The 12,915-nt window shown below is 63.8% G+C and carries 13 protein-coding genes and 1 tRNA gene; 10 read left to right on the top strand and 4 right to left on the bottom strand.

From position 1 onward, the window contains the following. Positions 1–164 precede the first annotated feature (164 nt). The 10 genes from F7R19_RS25535 (at position 165) to F7R19_RS25490 (ending at position 7,295) form a co-directional block, all read left to right on the top strand. Positions 165–491 (top strand): c-type cytochrome, encoded by a 327-nt coding sequence (locus tag F7R19_RS25535; protein ID WP_061953525.1) that lies wholly within the window; start codon positions 165–167, stop codon positions 489–491. 158 nt (positions 492–649) lie between these two features. Continuing rightward, entirely contained in the window at positions 650–1,105 is a 456-nt protein-coding gene (gene soxY, locus F7R19_RS25530; protein WP_061953527.1) for a thiosulfate oxidation carrier protein SoxY, read from the top strand. Positions 1,106–1,169: 64 nt separating this feature from the next. Beyond that, the gene (gene soxZ / locus F7R19_RS25525; protein ID WP_061953529.1) at positions 1,170–1,481 is read left to right on the top strand and encodes a thiosulfate oxidation carrier complex protein SoxZ; all 312 of its coding nucleotides are present in this window, start codon (positions 1,170–1,172) and stop codon (positions 1,479–1,481) included. 22 nt (positions 1,482–1,503) lie between these two features. Beyond that, on the top strand, positions 1,504–1,962 hold the full coding sequence (locus F7R19_RS25520) for a DsrE family protein (RefSeq protein WP_061953531.1): 459 nt from the start codon (positions 1,504–1,506) through the stop codon (positions 1,960–1,962). 132 nt (positions 1,963–2,094) lie between these two features. Then, positions 2,095–2,961: a sulfur oxidation c-type cytochrome SoxA gene (soxA, locus tag F7R19_RS25515; RefSeq protein ID WP_211922792.1), complete on the top strand. Its 867-nt coding sequence runs from the start codon at positions 2,095–2,097 to the stop codon at positions 2,959–2,961. Between the two features lie 16 nt (positions 2,962–2,977). Next, positions 2,978–3,622 (top strand): sulfur oxidation c-type cytochrome SoxX, encoded by a 645-nt coding sequence (gene soxX, locus F7R19_RS25510; protein WP_061953533.1) that lies wholly within the window; start codon positions 2,978–2,980, stop codon positions 3,620–3,622. 6 nt (positions 3,623–3,628) lie between these two features. Next, positions 3,629–4,150 (top strand): TlpA disulfide reductase family protein, encoded by a 522-nt coding sequence (locus tag F7R19_RS25505; RefSeq protein WP_150982447.1) that lies wholly within the window; start codon positions 3,629–3,631, stop codon positions 4,148–4,150. Positions 4,151–4,181: 31 nt separating this feature from the next. After that, on the top strand, positions 4,182–5,906 hold the full coding sequence (soxB, locus tag F7R19_RS25500; protein ID WP_150982446.1) for a thiosulfohydrolase SoxB: 1,725 nt from the start codon (positions 4,182–4,184) through the stop codon (positions 5,904–5,906). 67 nt (positions 5,907–5,973) lie between these two features. Continuing rightward, positions 5,974–6,049: transfer RNA gene (locus tag F7R19_RS25495), tRNA-Ala, on the top strand. Between the two features lie 262 nt (positions 6,050–6,311). Beyond that, the gene (locus F7R19_RS25490) at positions 6,312–7,295 is read left to right on the top strand and encodes a cation diffusion facilitator family transporter (protein WP_150982445.1); all 984 of its coding nucleotides are present in this window, start codon (positions 6,312–6,314) and stop codon (positions 7,293–7,295) included. Here the strand turns inward: F7R19_RS25490 and F7R19_RS25485 are convergent. The 4 genes from F7R19_RS25485 to F7R19_RS30535 form a co-directional block, all read right to left on the bottom strand. Then, the gene (locus F7R19_RS25485; RefSeq protein WP_150982444.1) at positions 7,287–7,916 is read right to left on the bottom strand and encodes a LysE family translocator; all 630 of its coding nucleotides are present in this window, start codon (positions 7,914–7,916) and stop codon (positions 7,287–7,289) included. The two genes, F7R19_RS25490 and F7R19_RS25485, sit on opposite strands and share 9 nt — an antisense overlap. Positions 7,917–8,366: 450 nt before the next feature. After that, on the bottom strand, positions 8,367–8,990 hold the full coding sequence (locus tag F7R19_RS25480) for a DNA-3-methyladenine glycosylase I (protein ID WP_061953551.1): 624 nt from the start codon (positions 8,988–8,990) through the stop codon (positions 8,367–8,369). A gap of 124 nt (positions 8,991–9,114) precedes the next feature. Beyond that, positions 9,115–10,911 (bottom strand): carbohydrate-binding protein, encoded by a 1,797-nt coding sequence (locus F7R19_RS25475; protein ID WP_150982443.1) that lies wholly within the window; start codon positions 10,909–10,911, stop codon positions 9,115–9,117. Positions 10,912–11,161: 250 nt separating this feature from the next. Then, positions 11,162–12,895 carry a zinc-dependent metalloprotease family protein gene (locus F7R19_RS30535; RefSeq protein WP_150982442.1) on the bottom strand — a complete coding sequence of 578 codons (1,734 nt, stop codon included), beginning with the start codon at positions 12,893–12,895 and terminating at the stop codon, positions 11,162–11,164. Between the last annotated feature and the right edge of the window lie 20 nt (positions 12,896–12,915).

The raw sequence follows: 12,915 nt of genomic DNA, 5'->3' as shown, positions 1-12,915 counted from the left end.
AAAATAGCGGACTGGCCGCATATGCCCCGAAGACCCTCACCGATCACCGCAGAGGCCTTCCGAGAAGCCCGCCCCAACGGCGGCCAGCGCGCGCCGCGCCGCGGAGATCGTCCGAGCGCGGCGATTTGCCGTCCCCACGGCTCAATCCGTTTGGAGCACAACACATGAAGCAGTTTGTCATCGCCGCCGCGCTGCTGGCAGCCGCCGCGTCCGCGCACGCCGTCGACGCAGCCAAGGCGCAGGAGATCGCCAACAAGAACGCCTGCATGGGCTGCCACCAGGTCGACAAGAAGCTGGTCGGCCCGGCCTACAAGGACGTTGCCGCCAAGTACAAGGGCGACAAGGGTGCACTGGCCAAGCTGTCGGCCAAGGTGAAGAACGGCGGCTCGGGCGTCTGGGGCCCGGTGCCGATGCCGGCCAACGCGGCCGTCAGCGACGCCGACATCAAGACCGTGGTCGAGTGGATCCTGGCAGGCGCACCGGCCAAGTAAGCGTTCGCATTGCCCCACGCGGGCCGGCCGGCACTGACGACGGCCCGCGATGATCGAAATCGAACGGCTCCCCCAAGCAGCAAACAGATCGCCGGCGACGCACCGGCACAACACGGGTCGACACAAAACCGGTACGCAAGTACGGGGTACACAGCAAGATGAACGCAAAACGACGAGATGTACTGCGGATGACCGCCGTGCTGTCGCTGATGGCTGCCACCGGCCTGATCAGCGAAGCGCAGGCCGCGGAATGGAACAAGACCGCTTTCGACGGCAAGAGTGTGGCCGACGTCATCAAGGCGCTGGGCGGCAGCGGCACGGAGAAGAGCACCGCCATTAGTTTCAACGCTCCCGACATCGCCGAGAACGGCGCCGTGGTGCCCGTGTCGGTCACCAGCAATATCGCCGATACCGAGCAGATCGCCATCCTGGTGGAAAAGAATCCGAACACGCTGGCGGCCGATTTCACCATTCCGCCGGGCACCGAGCCGTTCGTTTCCACGCGCGTGAAGATGGGCCAGACGTCCGTGGTGCACGCAGCGGTCAAGGCGGGCGGCAAGTGGTACGTGGCATCGAAGGAAATCAAGGTCACGCTGGGCGGCTGCGGCGGCTGATTGCTGCCACGGTCGAATCGATCCGAGACCTGATTTTTCCGATTACTGCTGACAGGAGAAGCACATGGCAGACCCGATGCGCGTTCGCGCCACCGAAAACGGCGGCGTCGTTGACGTCAAGATCTTGATGAAGCACGACATGGAAACCGGCCAGCGCAAGGATTCGGCCGGCAAGACGATTCCGGCCTGGCATATCCAGACCGTGATTGCATCGTACAAGGGCAAGGAAGTATTCAACGCCCAGTTTGGCCCGGCCGTCTCCAAGGACCCGTTCCTGAACTTCAAGTTCAAGGGCGGCGCAAAGGGCGACAAGGTTACCGTCACGTGGGTCGACAACCGTGGCGACCGTCGTACCGACGAGGCCACCATCGCCTGATCCCGGCAAACAAGGAAGCATCATGCGGCGAGCATTCATTCGCGCCACGGCGGCGCTGGCGGCCATCGGCCTTTCGGCCAGGGCCGCGGCCCAGCAGGCACCCGCGCAGGCGGCGTCCGGCAAGGGACGCGTCAAGGTGGTCTATCAACTCTCCGAAGGCATCGACCAGGCGGTGCGGGCGATGTCCAACCTGCGCAATCACCTGAACGGCGCGCCCGACACGAAGATCGTGGTGGTGGCGTTCGGCTACGGCGTGGATTTCCTGCTGGAAGGTGCCAAGGATGGCCGCGGCAACACCTTCGAGGCCGCGGTGGCTGCGCTTGCATCGTCGGGCGTCGAGTTTCGCGCGTGCCGCAACACGCTGACCGCGCGCAAGATTTCCGAACAGAGTCTGCTGATGGATGCCAAGGTGGTGCCGGCCGGCGTGGTCGAAATCGCCCGCCTGCAGTTCGACGAAGGCTACGCCTATATCAAGCCGTGATGCAGTCGATGGCGCGGGCGCCGGGCTAGCCGTCGCCGCGCTTCGATCAATACTTGCCGGTGAGCCGCCGGCGATGACAATACAGCCGTCCGCCTCCAGACCATGCGGCGCGATGGCGAGGAGAACGCCCCCATGGTTACCGTGCGCAAGACCCGCCACACCATCCGTCGCCTGCCGCGCGCCGTGGCGCCCGCGCTTGTGGCGCTGACCGCTGCGGCCGCGGCCGTTGCGGCCACGCTGTCCGGCCCCGCGCTGGCGCAGGACAAGACGGCCGAGGAAATCGCCAAGTATCGCCAGATGCTGGCCGAAGGTAATCCCGCCGAACTCTGGGAAGCTGCCGGCGAGGAGCTGTGGAAAAAGCCGGCCGGCCCGCGCAACGTATCGCTCGAACAATGCGATCTGGGCAAGGGCCCGGGCGTGACCAAGGGCGCCTACGCGGAACTGCCGCGTTACTTCAAGGACGCCAACAAGGTCATGGATCTGGAGCAGCGCCTCGCGTATTGCCGCGTGACGCTTCAGGGCCTGACGCAGCAAGAGGCCACCAGGCAACCGTTTTCGTCGCAAGGCCAGCCGTCCGATATCGAGCGGCTGGCGGCCTTCGTCACCGGCGAATCGCGCGGTGTGAAGATGAACGTGCAACTGGCGCATCCTGAGGAAAAGCGCGTCTATGCGCTGGGCCAGAAGATGTTCTTCTATCGCGGCGGCGCCTACGATTTCGCGTGCGCCACGTGCCATGCCGTCGACGGCCAGCGCATCCGCCTGCAGGACCTGCCGAATCTGATGACCGAGAAGGGCGCACAGGCCGCGTACACCACCTGGCCGGCCTATCGCGTATCGCAGGGCGAGGTCCGCACGATGCAGCATCGGCTTTACGACTGCCTGCGCCAGCAGCGCTTCCCCGAACCGGCCTATGGATCCGACGCCATTACCGCGCTGACGATGTATCTGGCGCGCAACGCGAACGGCGGCACGTACGACGGCCCGAACATGAAGCGCTGAGCAGGGGGACAACAATATGAAAACACTGCATACGATGGCGCTGATGTCGCTGTTGCTGCTGGCCGGCACCGGCGCACAGGCGCAAACCGCAGCCAAGGCCAAGAGCGTGAAAGTGACCGACGCCGATGTGCGTCAGATGATCGAATCGTCGTTCACATCGAAGGGCCCGGCGACGGTGGAGGGCGTGGTGAACCAGGACGCCACGCAGAAGGCTTGCAGCCAGTATCCGGATCGCACCAAGGTGCCGGCAGCGCTGGCGAAGAAGGTGGAAGCGGCCGAGTTGAAGCTGGTGAAATATCCGGCCGACAACAACTTTATCGGCGACTGGAAGGAAGGCGAGCGCATCGCGCAAAACGGCCGCGGCATGCAGTTTTCCGATCAGGTGGGCGCGCCCAACGGCGCCAACTGCTATGCCTGCCACCAACTGACCAAGGCCGAGATCTCGTTCGGCAATATCGGTCCGTCGCTCTACAACTACGGCAAGCTGCGCGGCAACTCGCAGGACGTGATTCGCTACACCTGGGGCAAGATCTGGGACTCGAACGCGTATAGCGCGTGCTCCAACATGCCGCGGTTTGGCCACAAGGGCATCCTGACCGAGCAGCAGATTCGCGATGTGATGGCGCTGTTGCTCGATCCGGCATCGCCGGTCAACCAGTAGGCGACGATGCGCGCGCGCCGAATTGCGCTGGCGTGGCTGCTGGCCGCGTCCGCCGTGGTCGGTCTGTTCGGCATGCCCGGCGTGCCCGGCATACGCCACGCGCAGGCGGCCGAAGTGGGCGACACGATCCGCCTGCCCGATATGACGCTGCTCGACGGACGGCGCGTCGATGCGTCGCAGTGGGCCGGCAAGCCGGTGGTCATCGAGTTCTGGGCGTCGTGGTGCCCGTTCTGCGCGCTGCAGAATCCGCGTTTGCAGGCGCTTTACGACAAGACGCGCGGCACTCGGCTGCAGGTGCTGACGATCAGCATCGACCGCCAGTCACAGGACGCCATCGCATACCTGAAGCAGCGCGGCTATACCTTCCCGGCGACGATGGATTCCGACGCGCTGCGCCGGCAGTTCGGCGCGCGCAAGGGCCTGCCCGAACTCTATGTGCTGGACGGCCACGGCCGCGTGGTGCAGAAGGAAGTCGGCGAGATGCTCGACGACGACGTCGCGGCGCTGGCGCGCTACGCCAGGCCGTGAAGCGGCCCCCACTTTTGCAACGGAAATCCGCATGAATCGACGCGAGTTTCTGCAGGTGCTGGCCGTGGCCGGCGCCGGCGGCATGACTTTCCCAGGCGGCGACGCGCAGGCCGCGCAAGCCGCCCAGCAGCTCTACGACGTGCCGCGCTTCGGCAACGTTCATCTGCTGCATTTCACCGATTGCCACGCGCAGCTGCGTCCCGTGCATTTCCGTGAACCAAGCATGAACCTGGGCGTGGCCGAATGGGCCGGACGTCCGCCGCATCTGGTGGGCGATGCGTTCCTGCGCGAATACGGCATCGCACCGGGCAGCGCCGCCGCGCACGCGTTCACGTATCTCGATTTCACGGCTGCCGCGCAGCGTTACGGCAAGGTCGGCGGGTTTGCCCATTTGTCCACGCTGATCCAGCGCGTCAAGGCCAGCCGGCCCGGCGCGCTGCTGCTCGACGGCGGCGATACGTGGCAGGGATCGGCGACCGCACTGTGGACCAAGGGCCAGGATATGGTGGACGCCGCGCTGCAGCTGGGCGTCGACGTGATGACGCCGCACTGGGAAATGACACTCGGCACGGAGCGCGTCAAACAGATCGTCGACGGCGATTTCAAGGGGCGCGTCGCGTTCCTGGCTCAGAACATCAAGACCAACGACTTCGGCGATCCGGTGTTCGACCCGTACCTCATTCGGGAAATGAATGGTGTGCCGGTGGCCATCATCGGCCAGGCCTTTCCCTATACGCCGATTGCCAATCCGCGCTATCTGGTGCCGGACTGGACCTTCGGCATCCAGGAAGAGAACCTGCAGCAGACAATCGACGAGGCGCGCGCCAAAGGCGCCAAGGTTGTCGTGCTGCTGTCGCATAACGGCATGGACGTCGACCTGAAACTCGCGTCCCGGGTGCGCGGGCTCGATGCCATCCTGGGCGGCCATACCCACGACGGCGTACCCGCGCCGGTGCCGGTCAGGAACGCAGGCGGCATCACGCTGGTCACCAATGCCGGATCGAACGGCAAGTTCCTGGGCGTGCTCGATTTCGACGTTCGCCACGGCAAGGTCAGCGATTTCCGCTACAAGCTGTTGCCAGTCTTCGCCAACTTCCTGCCGGCCGATCCTGCAATGGACGCATTGATCCGCAAGGTCCGCGCCCCGTACGAAGCCAAGCTCGGCGAGGTGCTGGCCGTGAACCGCGGCCTGTTGTACCGGCGCGGCAACTTCAACGGTACCTTCGACCAGTTGATCCTGGACGGCCTGATGGCGGTGCAGGACGCCGAAATCGCGTTTTCGCCGGGCTTCCGCTGGGGCACGACGCTGCTGCCTGGCGAGAACATCACGATGGAGGCGCTGATGGACCAGACCGCCATCACGTATCCGTACACGACCGTCACCGCGATGTCCGGCGAAACCATCAAGACGATCCTTGAAGACGTCGCCGACAACCTGTTCAATCCCGATCCCTACTACCAGCAGGGCGGCGACATGGTCCGCGTGGGCGGCCTGCAATACACGATCGCCCCCAACCAGCCAATCGGCAAGCGCATCACCAACATGCGCCTGGCCGGACAGCCCATCGATGCGTACAAGTCCTACAAGGTGGCCGGCTGGGCGCCCGTCGCGGAAGCATCCCGCAACGCTGGCGGCGCGCCGATCTGGGACGTGATGGCGCAATGGCTGCGCACGACCCGGGAAGTCGACGCCCGTCCGCTGAACCTGCCAACAATCGAAGGCATGCGCGGCAACCCTGGCATGGATGCGTCGTGAATCCGCCAAAGTGTTGGGCCGAAGCAATTGAAAGGCCGCCAAAGGTTCGGCTACAATCGTCCGCTACGGGCCGATAGCTCAGCTGGGAGAGCGCTGCGTTCGCAATGCAGAGGTCGGGAGTTCGATCCTCCTTCGGTCCACCAAATACGCCAAGGCATTAAATTCAAAGGGCTCGGAAATCATTCCGGGCCCTTTTTGCATTGGCGCGGCAGCACCGCCGCACAACGATTCGGCGGCGATGCGATGCGCCGCGTACGGTTCGGACAGGACTGGCATGGGGCCGGCTGAACGCCTCGTCGCGGCCAGCCCGTCACAACTGCGCCCCGGCTGTCGCGTCCCGCCAAAAATGCTACCTTACGCTTCACAATTCCGGCCCCGCGACCGCGGGCGCAAATTTACCGAGCGATGAAAAGTCAGCGCGAGAGCGAATCCGATACCGATCACTTCAGCCCTGGCGTCGGCAATGGCGCAGAGGCGTCGAGCAGCGCCGACGAGCGGCACGCGGCGGGGCGGCGGAGCACGCTGGTCAGCGTGTTCGTCAATATCGGACTGACCGTCGCGCAGGGGGTGATCGGCGTGATCGCCGGATCGCAGGCGTTGGTGGCGGATTCGCTGCATTCGCTGTCCGATCTGGTGTCCGATTTCGTGGTGCTGTTTGCGGGGCACCATAGCCGCAAGGGCGCCGACAGCGATCATCCGTACGGGCATCAGCGTTTCGAGACCGCGGCGTCGCTGGCGCTTGGGGCGTTGTTGCTGGCCGTCGGGGTCGGCATGCTGTGGGCGGCGGTGGGCAAGATCCAGCATCCGTCCGGCGCGCAGCCGGTTCAGACCGTGGCGCTGTGGGTGGCGCTTATCGCGCTGGCGGCCAAGGAACTGCTGTTCCGCTACATGTTGCGCATCGCCGAGCGCGTGCGCTCCAGCATGCTGGTGGCCAACGCCTGGCATGCGCGATCCGATGCGGCGTCGTCCCTGGTGGTGGCGCTCGGTATCGGCGGCAATCTGCTCGGCTATCACGTACTCGATCCCGTGGCAGCGATCGTGGTGGGATTGATGGTGTCGCGCATGGGGCTGCGATTCGGCTGGGACGCCATGAACGACCTGATGGATCGCGCCGCCGATGACGATGTCGTCGCGGCGCTGCGCGAGGCCATGCTGCAGACGCCGGGCGTGCTCGGCCTGCACGATCTCAAGACGCGCAAGATGGGCGACATGGTGCTGGTCGACGTCCATCTGGAGATCCAGGCAGACCTGACCGTCGAGCAGGGGCACGCGATCGCCAGTGAGGCGCGGCGCCGGGCGATGGCGCGCGACGACGTGCTGAACGTCATGACGCACGTCGACCCTGTCAGGGTGCCGCGCACCGACGCGCCGGCGCGGGCGTCAGCGTAAGTCGCTACGGCGATACAGGCTCAGGCCTACTGCCAGGAACGCAAGCATTCCGGCGCAGCCACGGTTGATCCATTGCACGGCCCGCGCGGACAACGTGCGCATGGCGTGCCGCCCGCCGAAAGCGTAGATCGACATCATCACGATATCCATCGCGGCGGCGATCAGCGCAAGGACGACGTATTGGATCGCCACCGGCTTGTCCGCATGCACGAACTGCGGCACGAATGCCGATGTAAACAAAATCGTCTTGGGATTCGATAGCGCCACCAACAGCGCGCGCAGAAACGCTGCGCGGCCGCTGGCTGACGTGGCGGCGGTCGATGCGCTCAGCGCCTGCGTGGGCGCGCGCCACATCGCTACCGCCAGATAAAGAAGATACGCCGCGCCAATCCACTTGACCGCCGTGAACAGATGCTCCGACGCCTGCAGCAGGGCGCCAAGTCCGCAGCCCACCGCGCCAATCAGGATCAGGTCTGCCAGCGCCGCGCCAGCGATACCGCAGGCGGCGACGCGCATCGGCCGGGTGGCGCCGTTGCTGAGCGCGAGCAGCATCGTCGGGCCTGGCGTGACCATGACGGCCGATACGGCGATCAGGTAAAGAAGCAGGGTTGTGGCGTCCATAACGGGCTCCGGGGGCAAGGTTGCGACAGTGTGATCCGATTCAGCGCAACACGCACGAGCGGCATGTTGTGGACATCCATTGCACAAGGCTGGGGACAACCGCATGAACAGCCTGTGGTCGGGCTGGGGGCGGCTTGTGGGATGTATACGAACAACTTGACGCGTATACGTCAATCGTCTTGCCGACCGCAAAGGTTGTGCACCGCTGTCCACCTCGGCGCAGCCCGCTTGCCAAGCGGGTTATCTTCTTTCCAACCCATTGATGCGCAAGGGTAAATTCGGGTTATCCACCGAAATACCCTAGTGTTAACCATTACTACTACTATTTATGTATACGTAAACAATATGAGTATACGTATACGGGCTGTTTCAGAATCCGCAAGCGCTGGCGGCCGGTGCGCCCCTATCCGTTCCATGTACGCGCGACGGCGCGTGCACGGTCGATCCAGTTCAGCGGGGCACCTGGAACGACTTGCGCGCGCGCAGCGCCAGCGCGCGCGTCGAGCAGCCGTCCATGTGATCGTTGACCAGCCCCATCGCCTGCATCAGCGCATACATCGTGGTCGGGCCTACGAACTTCCAGCCGCGCTTTTTCAGATCCTTCGACAATGCCGTCGATTCAGGACTGATCGCCATCGTGCGTAACACCTCGGGCGTCAGCGTTTTCGGCCGGGTCTTGGGATCGGGCTCGAACTTCCAGAAATAGGCGGCCAGCGACGATTCGGTTTCGAGCAGTTCCTGCGCGCGTTTGGCGTTATTGATGGCCGCTTCGATCTTGCCGCGATGGCGCACGATGCCGGCATCGCCGAGCAGCCGTTGCACATCGCGTTCGGTGAAGCGCGCGACCTTGTCGATCTCGAAATTGTGGAAGGCCTTGCGGAACGCCTCCCGCTTGCGCAGGATGGTCAGCCAGCTCAGGCCGGACTGGAATCCTTCCAGGCAGAGTTTCTCGAACAGCCTCCGATCGTCGTCGACCGGAAAGCCCCACTCGTTATCGTGATAGTGGCAATAGTCTTCCAGGTCGCCACACCAGCCGCAGCGTACCTGGGTCTGCGGCGCGGACTTCGTTGTCATTGGTCTGGGCTCCGTGCAAACGTGGTTTCAATGCACGACAGCATAACGGAGCCCAGGCGCCAACGATGGCAGGAGTCATGGCAGCAGGCCCAAAGATGCTGCGCCAGACTCCGGGTCGTCCCGGCTATCGCCAGGTGGCGGCGGTTCCGCGACGCTCCTCAAGCACGCGCGCGTTGTCGTGGAGGCTGTCACCGGTCGCTCGTCCCTGATAGAAGATGTTTGGCGACGACCAGTAGTTCACCCGCGGGCACTTGCCGCCAGAACTGCATTCGCCTGCCATGATGGTGCGCCACTTGCCCGGCACGATATAGCCGTACCCATAATCGAAGTACGGGTTTGTTTCTTGGCGCTCAGGGTTGTGCATGGCGCCCAGCAGATGGCCGATTTCATGGACGAAGGACAGTGTGCCGGTCGCACAGATGTTCCCCACGGTGGCAAACGCCCGTTCCGCATTCGCCTTGAGGTATGCCCGGCCGCAGAGTTCCCGCGCATTCAGCAGCAGCACGACGATGTTGGCGTTGGTGTTTGCGCGTACCGTGTGCAGGTCGTCCATATAGCCGTCGCTCTTGTCGATGGCACGGAGCAGGTCGGTCAGGTACGAACCGGTTTCGGTGTAGTTCTTGACGACGTAGGTGCCTGCCAGTTCGAAGCGGATCTTGATCTTGCTGTTCTCGAAACCCTGGTTGGATTCCGCGATGGCCACCTGTGCGAGGCCGTCCAGATCGGCGATGTTGGCCTTGGCTTCCGGCGTGGCGGTGACCAGTATCCTGAGCGTGGTCAGATCTGATGAAGGCGAAGGCGAAGGCGCCGGGGTGGGCGAAGGCGATGGCGCAGGTGCAGGCGCAGGTGCAGGCGCAGGTGCCGGAGCAGGTGCCGGAGCAGGTGCCGGAGCAGGGCTGGGCGCGCTGCACGCGCCGATATCCTTCCACGCGCCATATGGCCCGGCCTTCGAGGGGTCGTCGCCGCGCGTCCACCATTTGCTCTCATAGTTCCGATTGCCGTGCGTCACCTTGATGCCTGCGCTGGCATAAGTCTGGCTGGACGACCACGCGCCGTAACACGATGCCGCTGGTGCTGGTGCTGGTGCTGGCGATGGCGATGGCGATGGCGATGGCGATGGCGATGGCGATGGCGACGGCGACGGCGCTGGCGATGGCGATGGCGATGGTACAGGTGCCGGTGTTGGCGCAGGTGTCGGAGCCGGAGCTGGCGCACTCCCGGAGCACGGGCCCAGATCCTTCCAGGCGCCATACGGCTTGGTCGGATCCGGCGTCTCGCCGCGCGTCCACCACTTGTTCTCGAATTTGCGGCCGTTGTGGGTCACCTGCTTGCCCGGCTTGTCGTAGATCGTCGACGAGGACCACGCCGCATAGCAGGCGTCCGCGCTGTCGGTGTCCGCCTCTTCAAGCGGCGCGGCGTCGGCAGGCAGCTTGGATTCGTCGATTTCGATCACGGCGTGATCGCCGTCGGCCAGCGGCTGGATGGCGTAAAGCTTGGCGTTCAGGCGCACTGTTCCGGTCACGCGATTGCCGTTACGCACCAGAAACACCGCGTTGGCCGGATCGTCGGCCGGCGCATCCGCATCCTGGCCGGCGCGCAGCAGCTGCGGCCGGAAATTGCCGGTCCACGTCTGGGTGCCGTCGGCATTGGTTTGGAAGCGTGTGCGCCGCGCGGTGGCAACCACCCCTTTCGGAAGGTCCAGCGTGATCTGGTCGGAATCGGCGGATACGACATCGCTTTGTGCCGCCGCGACGCTGAAATCTTCGGTGGCGGGATTTTCCGTAATCTGACTGACTGCGGGCGATGCTTTCAGAAGCGTTCGCTTTACAAACAGTCGATTTTCAGCGCAATAGGCGTGGGTAGAAACAGAGAATGCAATGACGCCCGAAATCACACGTAGCCTGCCGTATTTTTTTGCCATGGAATTTCCCCTTCTGCCGCGAGGCCGTCCTCGCGATGGCATCCAGATAAGGAAAATAGCGTTTTGATTTCAAGGGTATCCATATTGGATTGGCGCATTCTGAAAAAAAGATCGTGGAGCGGAATTTATTCGTCGATAAAATAAAAGCGTCGATAACTGAAACGGGAAACAAAAAAGCCAGCGCGATGGCTGGCTTTTGCGATGTAGCGGGTAACCGCAAAGGCGCGGTTCTTATTGGTGACGCTGGCGCCTATCGCCAGGTGGCGGCGGTTTCTCGGCGTTCGTTCAGCACGCGCGCGTTGTCATGGAGGCTATCTCCGGTCGCGCGTCCTTGATAGAAGACGTTTGGCGATGACCAGAAATTGATGCGAGGGCAGCTGCCGCCGGAAGTGCACTCATACGCCATGACAGTGCGCCACTTGCCCGGCACGATGGTGCCGTACCCGTAGGGGAAGTTCGGATTTGTGCTGATCTCATTGTTGTGCGTGGCGCCCAGCAGATGGCCGATCTCGTGGGCGAACGTCAGTACGCCGGTCGCACAGTTGCGCCCGACGGTGGCAAACGCCGATGCCGCGTTCGCCTTGACGTACGCCATGCCGCAGTATTCCCGCGAGTTCAGCAGCACGACGACGATGTTGGCGCTGGTGTTTGCCCGTACCGTGTGCAGGTCATCCATATAGCCGTCGCCCTTGACGCGGGCGCGGCTCAGCTCGGTACTGTACGAACCGGTTTCGGTGTAGTTCTTGACGACATAGGTGCCTGCCAGTTCGAAGCGGATCTTGATCTTGCTGTTCTCGAAACCCTGATTGGATTCCGCGATGGCCAATTGCGCCACGCCGTCCAGATCGGCGATGTTGGCCTTGGCTTGCGGCGTGGCCGTGACCAGTATCCTGAGCGTGGTCAGATCCGACGCAGGTGCAGGTGCGGGGGTGGGCGATGGCGATGGTGCCGGTGCCGGCGCGGGGCTGGGCGCGCTACATGCGCCAATATCCTTCCACGCGCCATATGGCCCGGCCTTGGATGGGTCGTCGCCGCGCGTCCACCATTTGCTCTCATAGTTCCGATTGCCATGCGTCACCTTGAGGCCCGCGCTGGCATAGGTCTGGCTGGACGACCACGCGCCGTAACACGATGCCGCTGGTGCTGGTGCTGGTGCTGGTGCTGGTGATGGTGATGGTGATGGCGATGGCGATGGCGATGGCGATGGCGATGGCGATGGCGATGGCGATGGTACAGGTGCCGGTGTTGGCGCAGGTGTCGGAGCCGGAGCTGGCGCACTCCCGGAGCACGGGCCCAGATCCTTCCAGGCGCCATACGGCTTGGTCGGATCCGGCGTCTCGCCGCGCGTCCACCACTTGTTCTCGAATTTGCGGCCGTTGTGGGTCACCTGCTTGCCCGGCTTGTCGTAGATCGTCGACGAGGACCACGCCGCATAGCAGGCGTCCGCGCTGTCGGTGTCCGCCTCTTCAAGCGGCGCGGCGTCGGCAGGCAGCTTGGATTCGTCGATTTCGATCACGGCGTGATCGCCGTCGGCCAGCGGCTGGATGGCGTAAAGCTTGGCGTTCAGGCGCACTGTTCCGGTCACGCGATTGCCGTTACGCACCAGAAACACCGCGTTGGCCGGATCGTCGGCCGGCGCATCCGCATCCTGGCCGGCGCGCAGCAGCTGCGGCCGGAAATTGCCGGTCCACGTCTGGGTGCCGTCGGCATTGGTTTGGAAGCGTGTGCGCCGCGCGGTGGCAACCACCCCTTTCGGAAGGTCCAGCGTGATCTGGTCGGAATCGGCGGATACGACATCGCTTTGTGCCGCCGCGACGCTGAAATCTTCGGTGGCGGGATTTTCCGTAATCTGACTGACTGCGGGCGATGCTTTCAGAAGCGTTCGCTTTACAAACAGTCGATTTTCAGCGCAATAGGCGTGGGTAGAAACAGAGAATGCAATGACGCCCGAAATCACACGTAGCCTGCCGTATTTTTTTGCCATGGAATTTCCCCTTCTGCCGC

The sequence above is a fragment of the Cupriavidus pauculus genome (assembly GCF_008801835.1).
Taxonomy (GTDB): Bacteria; Pseudomonadota; Gammaproteobacteria; order Burkholderiales; family Burkholderiaceae; genus Cupriavidus; species Cupriavidus pauculus.
The sequence above is the reverse complement of the archived record's forward strand: the minus strand, read 5'-3'. Positions and strand labels throughout refer to the sequence as shown.

What these genes read in the sequence shown, in the direction of transcription:
- F7R19_RS25535 (WP_061953525.1), top strand. Translation starts at nt 165, where the DNA reads ATGAAGCAGTTTGTCATCGCCGCCGCGCTGCTGGCAGCCGCCGCGTCC.
- soxY (WP_061953527.1), top strand. Translation starts at nt 650, where the DNA reads ATGAACGCAAAACGACGAGATGTACTGCGGATGACCGCCGTGCTGTCG.
- soxZ (WP_061953529.1), top strand. Translation starts at nt 1,170, where the DNA reads ATGGCAGACCCGATGCGCGTTCGCGCCACCGAAAACGGCGGCGTCGTT.
- F7R19_RS25520 (WP_061953531.1), top strand. Translation starts at nt 1,504, where the DNA reads ATGCGGCGAGCATTCATTCGCGCCACGGCGGCGCTGGCGGCCATCGGC.
- soxA (WP_211922792.1), top strand. Translation starts at nt 2,095, where the DNA reads ATGGTTACCGTGCGCAAGACCCGCCACACCATCCGTCGCCTGCCGCGC.
- soxX (WP_061953533.1), top strand. Translation starts at nt 2,978, where the DNA reads ATGAAAACACTGCATACGATGGCGCTGATGTCGCTGTTGCTGCTGGCC.
- F7R19_RS25505 (WP_150982447.1), top strand. Translation starts at nt 3,629, where the DNA reads ATGCGCGCGCGCCGAATTGCGCTGGCGTGGCTGCTGGCCGCGTCCGCC.
- soxB (WP_150982446.1), top strand. Translation starts at nt 4,182, where the DNA reads ATGAATCGACGCGAGTTTCTGCAGGTGCTGGCCGTGGCCGGCGCCGGC.
- F7R19_RS25490 (WP_150982445.1), top strand. Translation starts at nt 6,312, where the DNA reads ATGAAAAGTCAGCGCGAGAGCGAATCCGATACCGATCACTTCAGCCCT.
- F7R19_RS25485 (WP_150982444.1), bottom strand. Translation starts at nt 7,916, where the DNA reads ATGGACGCCACAACCCTGCTTCTTTACCTGATCGCCGTATCGGCCGTC.
- F7R19_RS25480 (WP_061953551.1), bottom strand. Translation starts at nt 8,990, where the DNA reads ATGACAACGAAGTCCGCGCCGCAGACCCAGGTACGCTGCGGCTGGTGT.
- F7R19_RS25475 (WP_150982443.1), bottom strand. Translation starts at nt 10,911, where the DNA reads ATGGCAAAAAAATACGGCAGGCTACGTGTGATTTCGGGCGTCATTGCA.
- F7R19_RS30535 (WP_150982442.1), bottom strand. Translation starts at nt 12,895, where the DNA reads ATGGCAAAAAAATACGGCAGGCTACGTGTGATTTCGGGCGTCATTGCA.